Origin of the sequence: Klebsiella sp. HMSC09D12 (assembly GCF_001808475.1) — a bacterium.
Classification (GTDB): Bacteria; Pseudomonadota; Gammaproteobacteria; order Enterobacterales; family Enterobacteriaceae; genus Klebsiella; species Klebsiella oxytoca.
The window spans coordinates 1-16,026 of record NZ_KV793493.1 but is presented as its reverse complement, the minus strand read 5'-3'; the positions used below and the strand labels follow the sequence as shown (position 1 = coordinate 16,026).

General features: G+C 56.2%; 14 protein-coding genes. All 14 read right to left on the bottom strand.

Annotation, left to right across the window (positions count from 1 at the left end):
- Positions 1-43: 43 nt before the first annotated feature.
- A complete protein-coding gene (murG, locus tag HMPREF3178_RS19515; RefSeq protein ID WP_016807523.1) occupies positions 44-1,114 on the bottom strand; it encodes an undecaprenyldiphospho-muramoylpentapeptide beta-N-acetylglucosaminyltransferase in 1,071 nt (356 codons plus the stop codon).
- On the bottom strand, positions 1,111-2,370 hold the full coding sequence (gene ftsW, locus HMPREF3178_RS19510) for a cell division protein FtsW (protein WP_004098587.1): 1,260 nt from the start codon (positions 2,368-2,370) through the stop codon (positions 1,111-1,113). The genes murG and ftsW overlap by 4 nt, the downstream gene beginning before the upstream one ends.
- On the bottom strand, positions 2,370-3,686 hold the full coding sequence (gene murD, locus HMPREF3178_RS19505; protein ID WP_017144998.1) for a UDP-N-acetylmuramoyl-L-alanine--D-glutamate ligase: 1,317 nt from the start codon (positions 3,684-3,686) through the stop codon (positions 2,370-2,372). Before murD ends, ftsW begins: the two co-directional genes overlap by 1 nt.
- Positions 3,687-3,688: 2 nt before the next feature.
- Positions 3,689-4,771 carry a phospho-N-acetylmuramoyl-pentapeptide-transferase gene (gene mraY, locus HMPREF3178_RS19500; RefSeq protein WP_004098585.1) on the bottom strand — a complete coding sequence of 361 codons (1,083 nt, stop codon included), beginning with the start codon at positions 4,769-4,771 and terminating at the stop codon, positions 3,689-3,691.
- Positions 4,765-6,123 carry a UDP-N-acetylmuramoyl-tripeptide--D-alanyl-D-alanine ligase gene (gene murF, locus HMPREF3178_RS19495; RefSeq protein WP_016807521.1) on the bottom strand — a complete coding sequence of 453 codons (1,359 nt, stop codon included), beginning with the start codon at positions 6,121-6,123 and terminating at the stop codon, positions 4,765-4,767. Before murF ends, mraY begins: the two co-directional genes overlap by 7 nt.
- On the bottom strand, positions 6,120-7,607 hold the full coding sequence (gene murE, locus HMPREF3178_RS19490) for a UDP-N-acetylmuramoyl-L-alanyl-D-glutamate--2,6-diaminopimelate ligase (RefSeq protein WP_017144999.1): 1,488 nt from the start codon (positions 7,605-7,607) through the stop codon (positions 6,120-6,122). The genes murF and murE overlap by 4 nt, the downstream gene beginning before the upstream one ends.
- A complete protein-coding gene (locus HMPREF3178_RS19485; protein WP_004098582.1) occupies positions 7,594-9,360 on the bottom strand; it encodes a peptidoglycan glycosyltransferase FtsI in 1,767 nt (588 codons plus the stop codon). Before HMPREF3178_RS19485 ends, murE begins: the two co-directional genes overlap by 14 nt.
- Positions 9,361-9,375: 15 nt before the next feature.
- Positions 9,376-9,741, bottom strand: a complete 366-nt coding sequence (gene ftsL, locus HMPREF3178_RS19480) for a cell division protein FtsL (RefSeq protein WP_002888550.1) — start codon at positions 9,739-9,741, stop codon at positions 9,376-9,378.
- Entirely contained in the window at positions 9,738-10,679 is a 942-nt protein-coding gene (rsmH, locus tag HMPREF3178_RS19475; protein WP_004108121.1) for a 16S rRNA (cytosine(1402)-N(4))-methyltransferase RsmH, read from the bottom strand. The genes ftsL and rsmH overlap by 4 nt, the downstream gene beginning before the upstream one ends.
- Before the next feature lies 1 nt (position 10,680).
- A complete protein-coding gene (gene mraZ, locus HMPREF3178_RS19470; protein WP_004108122.1) occupies positions 10,681-11,139 on the bottom strand; it encodes a division/cell wall cluster transcriptional repressor MraZ in 459 nt (152 codons plus the stop codon).
- Between the two features lie 627 nt (positions 11,140-11,766).
- The gene (gene cra, locus HMPREF3178_RS19465; protein ID WP_004098577.1) at positions 11,767-12,771 is read right to left on the bottom strand and encodes a catabolite repressor/activator; all 1,005 of its coding nucleotides are present in this window, start codon (positions 12,769-12,771) and stop codon (positions 11,767-11,769) included.
- Between the two features lie 179 nt (positions 12,772-12,950).
- Positions 12,951-13,442, bottom strand: coding sequence for an acetolactate synthase small subunit (ilvN, locus tag HMPREF3178_RS19460; protein WP_004098573.1), 492 nt, complete (start codon positions 13,440-13,442; stop codon positions 12,951-12,953).
- Between the two features lie 2 nt (positions 13,443-13,444).
- Positions 13,445-15,169 carry an acetolactate synthase 3 large subunit gene (ilvI, locus tag HMPREF3178_RS19455; protein WP_004108124.1) on the bottom strand — a complete coding sequence of 575 codons (1,725 nt, stop codon included), beginning with the start codon at positions 15,167-15,169 and terminating at the stop codon, positions 13,445-13,447.
- Positions 15,170-15,560: 391 nt separating this feature from the next.
- Positions 15,561-16,026 (bottom strand): LysR substrate-binding domain-containing protein (locus HMPREF3178_RS19450; protein ID WP_267283657.1); only part of this gene is annotated, 466 nt, incomplete at its 5' end.

Sequence of the window (16,026 nt, the reverse complement as noted above, 5' to 3'; positions counted from 1 at the left end):
TACGCCATCAACTTCTTTATTCGGACGGTGATCATCACCGCGATTAGCGCGCCAGTGCTGCGGCGCTCACTTCTTCCGCTACCCGTTCGGTAGCATCCGGAATCGAGGCTCTACGCGCTCGCTCCGCCATATCCAGCAGCGTTTCGCGATCCCAGCCCGCCAGGGTTTGCGCGACGGCATCCACGGTAAACTGCGGCTGCTCGAGGATCTTCGCTGCTCCTGCCTTCTCTAACGGCAGGGCATTCCAGTACTGCTGACGATCTTTGTGCTGGAAAGGCACAAACAGCGCCGGTAAACCCGCGGCGGCAATTTCGCTCACCGTCAGCGCCCCGGAACGACACACGACAACATCGGCCCAGGCGTAAGCCGCCGCCATGTCGTCAATAAATTCGGTCACTTTGTGCTGCGGCTGCCCGGCATCGGAATAGGCCCGCTGTACGGTTCCCTGCCCACCTTTACCGCTCTGGTGCCAGATGGTGACAGTAGAGCCCAGCTTCGCCGCCACCTGCGGCATCGTCTGATTGAGCACGCGAGCGCCCTGCGAACCGCCGACGACCAATACGCGAATTGGCCCCTGACGCCCGACTAAGCGCTGTTCCGGCAGCGGGAGCGCCAGCACATCGGTGCGAACCGGGTTGCCCACAACATCGGCATGCGGGAAAGCGCCGGGGAATGCCTGCATCACTTTTTTGGCAATTTTCGCCAGCCACTTATTCGTCAGACCGGCAATTCCGTTCTGTTCATGCAGGACCACCGGGATCCCCAGCGACCATGCCGCCAGTCCGCCGGGGCCGGACACATAGCCGCCCATTCCCAGCACCACGTCCGGTTGAAAACGCTGCATAATCGCCCGCGCCTGGCGCCAGGCGTTGAATATCCTAACCGGCGCCAGCAGCTGCGCCTTCAGGCCTTTGCCGCGCAGGCCGGAAATCTGAATGAAGTCAATTTCAATGCCGTTCTTCGGCACTAAATCCGCTTCCATACGATCCGCGGTACCCAGCCAGCGAACCTGCCAGCCCTGGTCCATTAAATGGTGCGCAACCGCCAGCCCCGGGAACACGTGTCCTCCGGTACCGCCCGCCATCACCATTAACCGCTTTTCCTGACCGCTCATCGAACACCCCGTGTAAACGCCTGGGCTTTTTCCAGACGCGTTTCATAATCAATTCGTAACAGCAACATGATGGCCGTCGACATAATCAGCAGGCTCGAGCCACCGTAGCTGATCAGCGGCAGCGTCAGGCCTTTAGTTGGCAGCATTCCCGCTGCCGCGCCGACGTTAACCAGCGCCTGAAAGCTGAACCAGATCCCAATGGCGCAGGCCAGAAAACCGGAGAAACGGTGGTCAATCTCCAGCGCTTTGCGGCCAATGGACATGGCGCGAAAAGCGACGAAGAATACCATTAAAAGTGCGAGTACCACACCGATATAACCGAGTTCTTCACCGATAATGGCGAAGATGAAATCGGTGTGCGCCTCGGGCAAATATTCGAGCTTCTGGACCGAGTTACCCAGGCCCTGCCCCCACATTTCACCGCGGCCAAAGGCCATCAGCGACTGGGTGAGCTGGTAGCCGCTGCCGAATGGATCTTCCCACGGGTTCCAGAAAGAGGTCACGCGGCGAATACGGTACGGTTCAGCCAGAATCAGCAGTACGACTGCCGAAAGCCCCATCCCGATAATCGCGATAAACTGCCACAGCTTGGCCCCCGCAAGGAACAGCATGGCCAGAGTCGTGACAAACAGCACCACAACGGTACCGAGGTCAGGCTGCGCCAGCAGTAAAATCGCCAGCACGAAAATCACGCCCATCGGCTTTAAGAAGCCGCGCAGGTTGTTACGCACTTCGTCGCCTTTACGCACAAGGTAGTTGGCGATATAGCAGAACAGCGACAGCTTGGTGAACTCCGCAGGCTGGATACGCAGCGGCCCCAGCGCAATCCAGCGCGAGGCCCCGTTAACCGAGCTGCCGACCACCAGAACAATCAGCAGCATGACGATAGAAGCAATCAGCATTGCAGTACTGTGGCGCTGCCAGAACTCCATTGGCAGGCGCAGCGTCACCATCGCCAGCCCTAGCGCCAGCAGAATGTATAAGCCATCGCGCTTGGCAAACAGAAACGGATCGTTCGCCAGACGCTGGCCTACCGGCATCGACGCCGAGGTCACCATGATGAAGCCGATTGCGGCCAGGCCAAAAGTCAGCCACAGCAGCATCCGGTCATACATCACCAGGCTATCGGTATCTTTTTGCCGTGAGCCCATCACCCAGCCTTTCAGCGCGGCGAACAGCCATGCGAAAATAAACATTCCCGGCAGACGCGGCAGTCTTAGCCGTGGCATTTTCAGGCGCGGGAGTGATAAACGCATCAACCTAACTCCTTCGCGAGGCGAGCAAAGATGTCGCCGCGTTGTTCAAAGTTTTTAAACTGATCGAGGCTGGCGCACGCGGGAGACAGCAGCACCATATCGCCCGGGACAACCTGCGGCGCAATCTGGCGCATCGCCTGCTCCATCGTTTCCGTTTGCACAGCGACATCCGGGCGCAGCGCCGCCAGCTGCGCGCCGTCGCGTCCGAAGCAGTACAGGCGAATGTTGTCGCCGGTCAGGTAACGGCTTAACGGCGTGAAATCAGCGGATTTCCCGTCTCCGCCCAGCAGCAGATAGAGCGTTCCATCAAGATGCAGCCCATTGAGCGCCGCTTCGGTACTGCCGACGTTGGTGGCTTTAGAATCGTTGATCCAGCGCACGCCGTTGTGCTCCAGCACCAGTTGGAAACGATGCGCCAGCCCGGCGAATGTGGTTAGCGCTTTCAGGCTGCTGGCGCGCGGCAAACCCGCGGCGTCAGCCAGGGCCAGGGCCGCAAGAGCGTTACTGTAGTTGTGCTGGCCGCTAATCTTCATCTCTTTGACGTTAAGCACTTTTTCGCCTTTGACGCGCAGCCAGGTTTCGCCCTGCTGGCGGTTCAGGTGATAGTCGCCAACGTCAACGCCGAAGCTGATGCAGCGCTCGTCCGCGCCGCGTACCGGCATGGTTAACGCATCGTCGGCATTGACGATACAGGCCCGCGCATTCTCGTAAATTCGCAGTTTGGCGGCGCGGTACTGCTGAAGCCCCAGCGGATAGCGGTCCATATGATCTTCGGTGACGTTCAGGATCGTCGCCGCTACCGCCCGCAGGCTGGAGGTAGTTTCCAGCTGGAAGCTTGAAAGCTCCAGAACATAGAGTTCGCGTTCAGGATCCAGCAGCATCAGCGCCGGCAGGCCAATATTGCCCCCAACGCCAACGTTCATACCCGCTGCTTTCGCCATTTCTCCCACGAGGGAAGTCACGGTGCTTTTACCGTTAGAGCCGGTGATCGCAACGACAGGCGCCTGCGCCTCGCGGCAAAACAGTTCGATATCACCGACAATTTCCACCCCAGCATCTGCCGCGGCGCTCAGGGAAGGATGCGCCAGAGCGATACCCGGACTGGCGACAATCAGGTCTGCCGTCAACAGCCAGTCTTCATTAAGACCGCCAACATAGCGCTCAACAGCTTCCGGAAGTTTATCCAGCCCCGCCGGCGCAACGCGGGTATCCATCACCCGCGGCGTCACGCCGCGAGCCATGAAAAAGTCCACGCATGACAGGCCGGTCATACCCAGCCCAATAATGACGACTTTTTTACCCTGATAATCTGCCATGATTAACGTACCTTCAGCGTCGCCAGGCCAATCAGCACCAGCATCAGCGAAATAATCCAGAAACGCACGATAACGCGCGGTTCCGGCCAGCCTTTCAGTTCATAGTGATGGTGAATCGGCGCCATGCGGAAAATGCGCTGACCGCGCAGCTTGAAGGAACCGACCTGCAGAATCACCGAGAGCGTTTCCACCACAAATACGCCCCCCATAATCACCAGCAGGAATTCCTGGCGCAGCAGCACGGCGATAATACCCAGCGCGCCGCCGAGTGCCAGCGAACCCACATCGCCCATAAAGACCTGTGCCGGATAGGTGTTAAACCACAGGAAGCCCAGACCCGCGCCAACAATCGCGGTACAGACGATCACCAGTTCACCGGCGTGACGCAAATAAGGGATATGCAGGTAGTTGGCGAAGTTCATGTTACCGGTCGCCCAGGCCACCAGCGCGAAGCCGGCGGCAACGAATACGGTTGGCATAATCGCCAGCCCATCGAGGCCGTCAGTCAGGTTGACCGCATTACCGGTCCCAACGATAACAAAATAGGCCAGCAGGACGTAGAACAGGCCCAGCTGCGGCATCACGTCTTTAAAGAACGGCACCACCAGCTGAGTCGCCGGCGTATCTTTACCTGCCATATACAGCGCAAAGGCAACGCCCAGCGCAATCACCGACATCCAGAAGTACTTCCAGCGAGCAATCAGACCTTTGGTATCTTTACGCACCACTTTGCGATAGTCATCGACAAAGCCGATGATGCCGTAGCCGACGAGAACCGTCAGTACGCACCAGACGTAGGGGTTGGATGGGTAAGCCCACAGCAGAACGGAGACAACAATGGCGGTCAGGATCATGATCCCGCCCATGGTTGGCGTACCGCGCTTACTAAAGTGAGATTCCGGGCCATCGTTACGTACAACCTGGCCAAAGGAGAGTTTTTGCAGACGGGCGATCATGCGCGGGCCCATCCACAGCGAGATGAACAGCGCGGTCAGCAGGCTGACAATGGCGCGAAACGTCAGGTAGGAAAAGACGTTAAAGCCTGAATAATATTTGACCAAATGTTCGGCCAGCCATACTAACATGTTCCGTTCTCCTGTAATGCGCGTACTACCACTTCCATGGCGGCACTACGTGAACCTTTCACTAAAATGGTCATAATTTTATGTTCTGCGGTAAGCTCGCGCAGGCGAGTCACCAGCGCGGCCTTCTCGCTAAAATGTTCGCCAACTCCGCTGGCGCCGCTGATTTCTGCGCTCAGCGTACCGACGCTCAGTACGCGATCGAGCCCGGCCGCTTTTGCCGCTTCGCCCACTTGACGATGGCACGCCTGGCTTTCCGCGCCGAGTTCAGCCATATCGCCGACGACCAGTACCCGATAGCCCGGCATCTCAGACAGCACCTGTACCGCGGCGGTTAGCGAGCCAACGTTGGCGTTATAGGAATCATCCAGCAGGAGCTGGCTGTCGGTCAGTTGGATCGGGAATAAACGCCCTGGTACTGCTTGCAGATCTTTCAGACCCGCTTTGATCGCCTCATGCGTCGCACCAACCGCCATTGACAGCGCCGCTGCGGCCAGCGCATTAGCGATGTTATGGCGCCCCGGGAGCGGTAGCAGGACATCAACGCTGCCCGATGGGGTTTGCAGGGTAAATTCAGTCCCATGCGACGTCACGTGAACGTTGGTTGCCGTGAAATCGCTGTTGGCGGCATTCGGCGAAAAACGCCAGGTTTTACGCTCGCCAATTACGCTTTGCCAGTTCAGCCAGTCATTATTGTCGGCGTTCATAATCGCGATGCCGTTGAGCGGCAGGCCGGTGTAAATTTCGCCTTTAGCTTTCGCCACGCCTTCCAGAGAGCCAAAACCTTCCAGGTGGGCAGCGGCCAGGTTATTCACTAACGCGGCTTCGGGGCGGGTCAGGCTAACGGTCCAGGCAATTTCGCCCTGATGATTAGCGCCTAACTCGATGACCGCGTAGTCATGTTCCTGGGTGAGGCGCAGCAGCGTCATCGGCACGCCGATATCGTTGTTCAGGTTACCTGCGGTATAGAGCGTATTCCCGCACTGGCTCAGAATCGCCGCGGTCATCTCTTTGACCGAGGTTTTTCCGGAAGATCCGGTCAGCGCGACTACGCGCGCCGGAACCTGCTGACGCACCCATGCGGCCAGTTCGCCGAACGCGAGGCGCGTATCCTTCACCACCACCTGCGGTAAATCGCAGGCCAGCTGACGACTGACCAGCAGCGCGCCCGCGCCGGCAGCTTTCGCCTGTTCGGCAAAATCGTGAGCATCAAAACGCTCGCCTTTTAGCGCCACGAACAGGCAGCCCGCCGTGACTTTACGGGTATCGGAGGTGACGTCATCAATCGCCACATCGCGGCCGTGCAGCTCGCCGCGCGTGATGTCGGCGAGCTGGCTGAGAGTCAAGCGAATCATGCTACCGTCCCCAGCAAACGCGCCACGGTGACGCGGTCAGAATAATCGAGCCGGCGATTGCCGACGATTTGATAGTCCTCGTGGCCTTTGCCCGCCACCAGAACGACGTCGTTTTCTTTCGCCTGCATCACTGCATTCGTCACCGCTTCCGCACGCCCCTCCACCGCTCTGGCATGGCCCGCGTCCAGCATGCCGGCCAGAATATCGTTAATAATCGCCCGCGGCTCTTCAGTGCGCGGGTTGTCATCGGTGACAACCACAATATCGGCAAACTCTTCGGCGATAGCGCCCATTAGCGGACGCTTGCCTTTGTCGCGATCCCCGCCGCAGCCGAATACGCACCACAGCTTACCGCTGCAGTGCAGACGCGCCGCCTGCAGCGCCTTTTCCAGCGCATCGGGCGTGTGGGCATAATCAACGACCACGGTCGGTTTACCCGGCGCGGCGAACACTTCCATACGCCCGCATACCGGCTGCAGGCGCGCGGCGGTTTTCAGCAGATCGGCAAGCGGATAACCCAGCGCCAGCAGGGTGGCTAACGCCAGCAGCAGATTGCTGACATTAAAGGCGCCCATCAAGCGGCTTTCTATCTCGCCGTTACCCCAGCTGGAAGCAAACTGAACGGTTGCGCCGCTGTCGTGATAGTTCACGGCAGTGGCTTTGAGCCAGCGGCCACGGCAGTTCGGGTTAATGTGATCTTCCATCGATACGGCAACCGCATCCGGCAGTTTCGCCAGCCAGCGGCGACCGACTTCATCGTCCGCATTAACAATCGCCTGACCGCAATGGTGAGTTGAGTAGAGCAGCCATTTTGCCGCTTCGTAATGCTCCATATCACCGTGGTAATCAAGGTGATCGCGGCTCAGGTTGGTGAAGACCGACGCGGCAAACTGCAGCGCGGCGACGCGGTGCTGCACCAGGCCGTGAGAGGAAACTTCCATCGCGGCGAACGTTGCCCCCTGCCCTGCCAGGCCAGAAAGGATGTGCTGAACGTCAACAGCCGAACCGGTGGTGTTTTCCGTTGGGATAACTTTCCCCAGCAGGCCATTGCCTACGGTTCCCATTACCGCACTGGTTTCGCCAAGCAGCTGCGCCCATTGCGCCAGCAGTTGCGTCGTGGTGGTCTTACCGTTAGTTCCGGTGACGCCCACCAGGCGCAGTTGTTCTGAAGGCTGATGATAAAAACGCCCGGCCAGCGCGGATAAGCGCTCGTTGAGTTGGCTGAGATAGATAACCGGCACCCCGTGCATTTCACGGATCTCGCCGTCATGGGCCTCATCTTTGGCCTCAGCAATAATGGCAGCAACACCTTGCGCTATCGCCTGCGGGATATAACGACGCCCGTCCGCCTGATGACCTAAAACCGCGACAAAAAGATCGCCAGAAGCAGCCACCCGGCTGTCCAGCGTCATTTCTCGCAGAATTCGCTCCGGCGCATTTGGCACCCACGGAGCGAGAAGGTCGCGCAAATTACGATCTGCCACCTGTTCCCTCGCCTTGATTAATCACTAATTCACTTTTTTCAGCCGTTGCCAGCGCATCCGGTTCAATGTTCATGGTACGCAGCACGCCGCCCATGATGGCACCGAAGACCGGCGCGGAAACGGCGCCGCCGTAGTATTTGCCCGCCTGCGGATCGTTGATCACCACCACCAGCGCAAAGCGCGGATGGCTGGCGGGCGCAACGCCTGCGGTGTAAGCAATATATTTGTTGATGTAGCGGCCATCCGGCCCTACTTTTTTCGCCGTACCGGTTTTAATGGCGATGCGATAGCCTTTGATCGCCGCCTTTACGCCGCCGCCGCCGGGCAACGCCACGCTTTCCATCATGTGAACAACGGTACGAACGAGTGATTCCGGGAAGACGCGCTCGCCCGGAACCGGTGGATCAACTTTGGTAATCGACAGCGGGCGATAGATGCCGTAGCTGCCGATCGTTGCGTAGACTCGCGCTAACTGTAACGGCGTTACCATTAGCCCATAGCCGAAAGAAAAGGTGGCCCTCTCTATGTCAGACCACCGTTGTTTTTGAGGGTATAAGCCACTGCGTTCTCCGACCAACCCCAAATTGGTCGCTTTTCCAAGCCCAAAACGTGAGTAAGTATCTACTAACGCTGAGGACGGCATCGCTAACGCCAGCTTAGAAACACCGACGTTACTCGACTTCTGTAGCACCCCGGTCAGGGTCAATTCGCTGTAGCGCGCCACGTCTTTGATTTCGTGGCCGTTAATTCGGTAAGGAATGGTATTCAGCACGGTATTTTCGTTAACAATGCCGCGCTGAAGGGCCGTCATCACCACCATCGGCTTCACCGTTGAACCCGGCTCAAACACGTCGGTAATGGCGCGGTTACGCATGGTATCTTTAGACGTGCCGGCGAAATTATTCGGGTTGTACGAAGGACTGTTAGCCATTGCCAGCACTTCGCCGGTGTTGACGTCGACCAGAACCGCTGTGCCTGACTCCGCCTTGTTGAACGCCACTGCATTGTTCAGTTCGCGATAAACCAGCGCCTGGAGGCGTTCATCGATGCTCAGCGCCAGGTTATGCGCGGCCTGGCTATCGGTGGACGAAATATCTTCTATTACCCGGCCATAGCGGTCTTTACGTACGATACGCTCGCCGGGCTGGCCGGTGAGCCACTTATCGAAGCTCTTCTCAACGCCCTCAATCCCCTGGCTATCAACGTTAGTGAAGCCAATGAGGTGAGCGGTTACTTCGCCCGACGGATAGTAGCGGCGGGACTCTTCCCGCAGGTGAATCCCCGGCAGCTTCAATTTACGGATGTAGTCGGCCATATCGGGGTTCACCTGACGCGCCAGGTAGATGAAACGCATCCGTGGGTTGGTATTGATGCGCGATGCCAGCTGATCCAGCGGCATATTCAGCGCATCGGCCAGCGCCTTCCAGCGGTTGTCCAGGGTGACGCCGCCCGCTTCATGCAGCTCTTTCGGGTCAGCCCAGATCGCTTTTACCGGTACGCTCACCGCCAGCGGACGGCCGGAACGATCGGTTATCATTCCGCGCGCGGTAGAAACTTCCTGCACGCGCAGAGAACGCATATCGCCCTGGCGTACCAGCATGTCCGGGCTAATCACCTGTAGCCAGGCCACGCGGCCCAGCAGGAAGCCCAGCGCCAGCAGAATACAGCCGCACAGCAACGCAAAACGCCAACTGATAAAGTTGGCCTGTTCTTCCTGACGTTTTGCTTTTGGCGTTTTCGGCGCTGCTTTCATGCGTCGCAATAATCCTTATTTCTGTACAACGATATTTTCTTGTGATGGATCGACATGCTGCATCTGCAGCTTCTCGGTCGCGATCCGCTCAACCCGACTGTGATCGCCGAGAGCATTTTCTTCGAGGATCAGGTTGCGCCATTCAATATCCAGCGCGTCGCGTTCCAGAACCAGTTGTTCGCGCTGCGCCGTTAAGAGGCGAGTATGGTGCGCCGTTGTCACCACCGTAATCGCCGTAATAATGATGCAAATGAACAGGCAGAGTGGCAGCTTCCCGAACCGCAGAAGGTCGTCTCCGATCACGCCAGGCAAAGCATGGCGCTCGTTGCTTCCTATCGACCCTTTAACCTTGCTTAGGGCTTCTGTCACTCTGCCGATCATGCGTTCGTCCTCTCTGCAATACGCAGAACTGAACTACGGGCACGAGGATTTTCAGCTACCTCTTTTTCACCCGGCATCAACTTGCCTAATGCTCTTAGCTCACGGCCGCCCAGTTTTTTAAGCTGCTCTTCGGTCATCGGTAACCCAGCCGGAACCTGCGGACCGCGGCTTTGCTCGCGCATAAAACGCTTCACAATACGGTCTTCCAGCGAGTGGAAACTAATAATTGAGAGCCGCCCGCCCGGGGCAAGCACGCTGAGCGAGCTTTTTAGCGCCTGCTCTATCTCCTCCAGTTCACTGTTTACCCAAATGCGCACCGCCTGGAAGGTACGGGTCGCGGGATGTTTGAATTTGTCTTTCACCGGCGTTGCCGCCGCAACGACCTCCGCCAGCTCTTTGGTGCGCGTCATCGGTTCGATGCGGTTACGTTCGACGATGGCGCGGGCAATACGTTTACCAAAACGCTCTTCACCAAAAGTTTTGATGACCCAGGCGATATCGGCTTCGTCGGCGGTTTGTAGCCATTCAGCGGCAGATTGGCCGCGCGTCGGATCCATACGCATATCCAGCGGGCCATCACGCATAAAAGAAAAGCCGCGTTCAGCGTCATCCAGCTGCGGCGAGGAGACGCCAAGATCGAGCAAAATACCGTCGATCTTGCCGGTCAGGTTGCGCTCGCCTACATAGTCGGCCAGCTGAGAAAATGGACCATGAACGATGGAAAAGCGGGGATCATCGATAGTTTTCGCGACGGCGATAGCCTGTGGGTCACGATCTATCGCCAGCAGGCGTCCCTCCGCTCCCAGTTGGGAGAGGATCAGACGCGAGTGACCGCCGCGGCCGAAGGTACCATCAATGTAGATACCGTCAGGACGAATATTCAGGCCGTTAACGGCTTCATCCAGAAGTACCGTAGTGTGTTTATAATTTTCCATCATTTTACAAAGACAAATCCTGCAGGCGCTCCGACAGTTCCCCGGAAGCGGACTGCTCAGCGTCGATATCTTCCTTGACCCGTTGATACCAGGTCGTTTCATCCCACAGCTCAAACTTATTGAACTGCCCGACCAGCATCACTTCTTTTGTCAGCCCGGCATGTTGCCGCAGCACCGGGGCTATTAATAGCCTCCCGGCGCTATCCATCTGACATTCGCTGGCATGTCCCAAAAGCAAACGCTGTACGCGCCGCTCGGTGGGGTTCATGCTCGATAAACGCGATAATTTTTGCTCGATGATTTCCCACTCAGGCAAAGGGTAAAGCAGCAGGCATGGGTGATGGATGTCAATGGTGCACACCAATTGACCGGAAGCGTCCTCGATCAGCCCGTCGCGGTAGCGCGTCGGCACGGCCAAACGGCCTTTACTGTCGAGATTGACTAACGTTGCCCCACGGAACATGCCAGCCTCACCCCTTTTCGCCACTTTACCCCACAAATTCCCACAAGAAGGAGTTTACGGAGCGGAGGAAAAGCTTGTCAAGCCAGCACGAATGCCAACAGAGCTCAAAAACCCATTATTTACAGCCGATATTCGCCCTGAGGAAAAATCAACCAACAAACGAGGCAAATTAACGTTATGAATATCGGTAAGAAAACAACCAACAAACTTGTAACAGTTAAAAGCAGCAAAATATCTTCTGAGGGAAAATATAAAGTGTCAGTTTGCGACGCGAGCGGCATTTTAGGCCATTCTGATGACCGTTAACAGCACCAGTTTTCATTGGGGAGGCTCTCTTACTGCGGGGTACAGCGCTTTTGGCGAGCATAAGCGTGAGGAAATGAGTGTTAATTCAGCAACTCACCCACCGAATGTAACAAAATAATACAAATAAATACGCTAATCCTTTTATCGGTTAATTAAACCGCTAAATAAATGGCGCTAAGAATAGAATTAAAAGAGATGTCAGGAAGATTAAGGATTTGTCTGAAAGATCCTTAACCCTGCAATTTTTACGTCATTTATCCAGATTATCGCCAGACGCGTCTCCGTCTGGCGAATTTTCTACGAATAATCCTGGTATTGCGCTCAGCGACGGTTCAGGCTGCCGCGACGATAAAGGTTGCGCCGTATGCGGCTTAAACCCGGTTTGGGCTTCCGCGGTTCATCAAGGCTGGCGAGCACGATCTCCAGCACGCGTTCCGCGACATCGCGGTGGCGCTGAGCCACGGCCAAAACGGGGCACTGGAGGAAATCCAGCAGCTCGTTATCGCCAAAAGTGGCAATGGCCAGTTCAGAAGGCAGCTTCCCTTCCCGGCGCAGCGTAACGTCCATCACCCCCTGCAGTAACGGAAATGAAGTTGTAAATAGCGCCTGAGGCATCGGATGAGTTTCCAGCCACTTTTCGAAAAGCTGGGCCGCGGCTTCTCGCTCATAGCTATTTGCATAGAGGAAATGTACCTCTCGGGGATCGTCCTTCCACGCCGTACGGAATCCCTGCTCGCGCAGGAAGCTCACGGAAAGCTCCGGCAAAGCGCCGAGATACAGCACCGTTTCAGCGGGAAACTTACGCAGCTCCGCACCAAGCATTTCGGCATCATCCTGATCGGCACCAACTACGCTGGTGAAGTGTTCTCGATCGAGAGCGCGGTCGAGGGCGACAATCGGGAAAGGATCGTTAGCCCAGCGCTGATAGAACGGATGTTCAGGCGGTAATGAGGTGGAAACGATAATCGCGTCGACCTGTCGCTGCAGCAGATGCTCAATACAGCGCATTTCGTTATCCGGCTGATCCTCGGAGCAAGCGATCAATAGCTGATAGCCGCGCTGGCGCGCCTGACGCTCCAGGTAATTAGCGATGCGCGTATAGCTGGTGTTTTCCAGGTCCGGGATAACCAAACCGATAGAACGCGTACGTCCTGCACGCAAGCCTGCAGCAACCGCGTTGGGGTGATAGTTGTGCTCACGAACGACCGCCATCACCTTTTCAACAGTTTTATCGCTAACGCGATACTGCTTCGCTTTACCATTAATCACATAGCTAGCGGTCGTTCGCGAGACGCCGGCCAGCCGGGCGATTTCATCCAGTTTCACAATTGCCCCTTGGGTAATAAGTACAGAACATAACCATTCTTCAGGTACGAGCTCGTTTTTATAACATCTAAGCGCAGAAAAGTAAGCGCAGCAACCGCTTTAGTCCACAGTTCCCACCGAATTCGCAAAAAAATAGCCCGGCACGCTGTGTCGGGCTATTTTTACGTCAGTTTCAGGGCTCAACGCATGATTTTGTCACCGCGAGATAAACCAACCACGCCCGAGCGGGCGACTTCAACAATTCGCGCCACGTCGCGCAGAGAAGCCAAAAACGCATCCAGCTTGTCGCTGGTTCCCGCCAGTTGAACAGTATAGATAGACGGCGTGACATCGATAATTTGCCCGCGGAAGATTTCCGTATTGCGCTTCACCTCATCGCGTCCATAGCCGCTCGCCTGCACTTTCACCAGCATAATTTCACGCTCTACGTGCGCGCCTTGCCCAAGCTCGTTAACGCGCAGAACGTCGACCAGCTTATGCAGCTGCTTTTCGATCTGCTCAATGGCTTTCTCATCACCAACGGTTTGAATCGTCATGCGGGAGAGCGTCGGATCGTCCGTCGGCGCTACCGTCAGACTTTCAATATTATAACCACGCTGGGAAAAGAGGCCGATCACGCGGGATAAAGCACCCGATTCGTTCTCCAGTAATACTGATAATATCCGGCGCATAATCAGGTCCTCTCCGTTTTGCTCAGCCACATCTCGTCCATACCGCCGCCGCGGATCTGCATAGGGTATACATGCTCACTGCCATCAACCGTCACATCGACAAAAACCAGTCGATTGTTACGCACCTGCGCCAGCGCCTCAGCGAGTTTCGCTTCCAGTTCCTGCGGGTCGCTAATACGAATGCCCACATGGCCATAGGCTTCCGCTACGCGGGCAAAATCAGGCAGTGACTCCATATAGGATTGCGAATGGCGGCCCGAATAGAGCATATCCTGCCACTGCTTCACCATCCCGAGGTAGCGGTTATTCAGGTTCAGCACCAGCACCGGCAGCTCGTACTGCAGCGCGGTGGAGAGCTCCTGGATATTCATCTGGATACTGCCATCGCCGGTGACGCAAATGACCGTCTCTTCCGGCAGCGCCATCTTCACGCCAAGCGCAGCAGGAAGGCCGAACCCCATGGTTCCCAGACCACCCGAGTTGATCCAGCGCCGCGGTTTATCGAAAGGATAATAGAGAGCGGCGAACATCTGATGCTGACCGACGTCGGACGTTACGTACGCATCGCCGTTAGTCAGCCGCCAGATCGTTTCAATAACCGCCTGCGGTTTAATCTTGCCGCTTTGCGTGTCGTATTGCAGGCAGTGACGCGCGCGCCACTGTTCAATTTGCTGCCACCAGTCGCGAATTTCATCGAGTGGCTGCTGTGTCTCCTCGTGTTCGAGCAGCTCCAGCATCTGTTCCAGCACCAGGCGAGCGTCACCCACAATAGGCACGTCGGCAGGAACGGTTTTGGATATCGAAGTCGGATCGATATCAATATGCAGCACCGTAGCGTTCGGACAGTAGCGGGCCAGGTTATTCGTCGTACGATCGTCAAAGCGCACGCCAACGGCGAAAATCACGTCGGAATTGTGCATGGTCATATTGGCTTCATAGGTCCCATGCATGCCCAGCATCCCTAATGCCTGCTGGTGCGACGCAGGGAAAGCGCCCAGCCCCATCAGCGATGAAGCTACCGGTAACTTCAGTTTCTCAACCAGCGCGTATAGCTGCGGTTCACATTGCGCATTGATCGCCCCGCCCCCTACATAAACGACCGGTTTTTTTGCCGCTATCAGCGTCTGCAGCGCTCGCTTAATCTGCCCTTTATGACCGGACGTCGTCGGATTATAAGAACGCATGCTAACCGTATCCGGCCAGCTGTAGGGCAGTTTTTTAGCCGGGTTGAGAATATCTTTCGGTAAATCCACGACGACCGGACCAGGGCGCCCGCTGGCGGCCAGCCAAAACGCTTTTTTCAGTACGCCGGGAATATCTTCGGTTTGCTTAACCAGAAAGCTGTGCTTTACCACCGGTCGGGAGATGCCAACCATGTCGCACTCCTGGAAAGCATCGTAACCGATTAAGGAGGTCGCGACCTGGCCGGAAAGAATCACCAGCGGGATGGAATCCATATAAGCCGTCGCAATGCCGGTGATGGCGTTGGTCGCCCCCGGGCCCGAGGTCACCAGTACCACTCCGACTTCGCCCGTTGCGCGAGCAAGACCATCCGCCATATGAACGGCCGCTTGCTCATGACGGACCAGAACGTGATCGATTCCGCCAAGGGTGTGTAACGCATCATAGATATCGAGGACCGCGCCCCCGGGATAACCGAACACCTGCTTGACGCCCTGATCGACCAGCGACTGGACGACCATTTCGGCTCCTGACAACATCTCCATGGTTTGCCTCCCGGCTTATTGTTTTTAACGACAGCGGAATCCGATTTCCGCGCGCTCGCACAAGACGAAGCGCAATAGCTTCGCATTGAGATGAATAGACTGCATGCCGTTACCATAACTGCTCGCTTACGGGCAGGCAATTGGCGAGCGTCGGCGCTTGACCGGCATTAAAAGAATAAAAGAAAGATTCGCAGGTAAAACACGGTGAAAAACTTCGGCGATAAGAAAATATGATAGTCAATGCTCGGGGAAAATAACCAACAGCAGCAAATCATCCATTTTTTATCTGACCGCGTTGGTTACCGAACAATGCAAACAGAATAAAATTCTGCATTTAGTGATTTTTGTCACACAAAGCAGGAGCCGAAGCCCCCGTTTGTATTGCGACAGTTTAGCGCTGGCAGATACTCACCAGCAATTCTTCCATCCACTGATGGCCTTTATCGCGGCCTGCCGCTTCATGCCAGGAGAGATAGCAGGTACGGCTATTGACCTTCAACGGTAGAGGTAATATTTGCAAATCCAGCTTATCGGCGAACTCGCTGGCCAGCCAGCGCGGCGCGATAGCGACCATATTGGTTTGGGAAACAACGTTTAATACGCTAACCATTGCGTTGCCTTGATAGGCAATACGAGACTGTTTATCCGCAGTGTCATACCATGGCTGACTAAATGATGCGTAACGATCAAGAGCAACAACGGCGTGCTCCTCCTGATAAATATCATTTTCCATCAGCGGACCGGAAATACGCGGATGCTTGCGACTTGCCACCAGTACCATTTCATCTTTAAATAAAGGTACGCAGGCAAACTCAGGACGACGAAAGGCTTTGTTGAATAAATCGAACTTTTGCTGA

Excerpts from the sequence above, each read along its gene's own strand:
- murG (WP_016807523.1), bottom strand. The coding sequence starts at position 1,114 with ATGAGCGGTCAGGAAAAGCGGTTAATGGTGATGGCGGGCGGTACCGGA.
- ftsW (WP_004098587.1), bottom strand. The coding sequence starts at position 2,370 with ATGCGTTTATCACTCCCGCGCCTGAAAATGCCACGGCTAAGACTGCCG.
- murD (WP_017144998.1), bottom strand. The coding sequence starts at position 3,686 with ATGGCAGATTATCAGGGTAAAAAAGTCGTCATTATTGGGCTGGGTATG.
- mraY (WP_004098585.1), bottom strand. The coding sequence starts at position 4,771 with ATGTTAGTATGGCTGGCCGAACATTTGGTCAAATATTATTCAGGCTTT.
- murF (WP_016807521.1), bottom strand. The coding sequence starts at position 6,123 with ATGATTCGCTTGACTCTCAGCCAGCTCGCCGACATCACGCGCGGCGAG.
- HMPREF3178_RS19485 (WP_004098582.1), bottom strand. The coding sequence starts at position 9,360 with ATGAAAGCAGCGCCGAAAACGCCAAAAGCAAAACGTCAGGAAGAACAG.
- ftsL (WP_002888550.1), bottom strand. The coding sequence starts at position 9,741 with ATGATCGGCAGAGTGACAGAAGCCCTAAGCAAGGTTAAAGGGTCGATA.
- rsmH (WP_004108121.1), bottom strand. The coding sequence starts at position 10,679 with ATGATGGAAAATTATAAACACACTACGGTACTTCTGGATGAAGCCGTT.
- mraZ (WP_004108122.1), bottom strand. The coding sequence starts at position 11,139 with ATGTTCCGTGGGGCAACGTTAGTCAATCTCGACAGTAAAGGCCGTTTG.
- ilvN (WP_004098573.1), bottom strand. The coding sequence starts at position 13,442 with ATGCGCCGGATATTATCAGTATTACTGGAGAACGAATCGGGTGCTTTA.
- ilvI (WP_004108124.1), bottom strand. The coding sequence starts at position 15,169 with ATGGAGATGTTGTCAGGAGCCGAAATGGTCGTCCAGTCGCTGGTCGAT.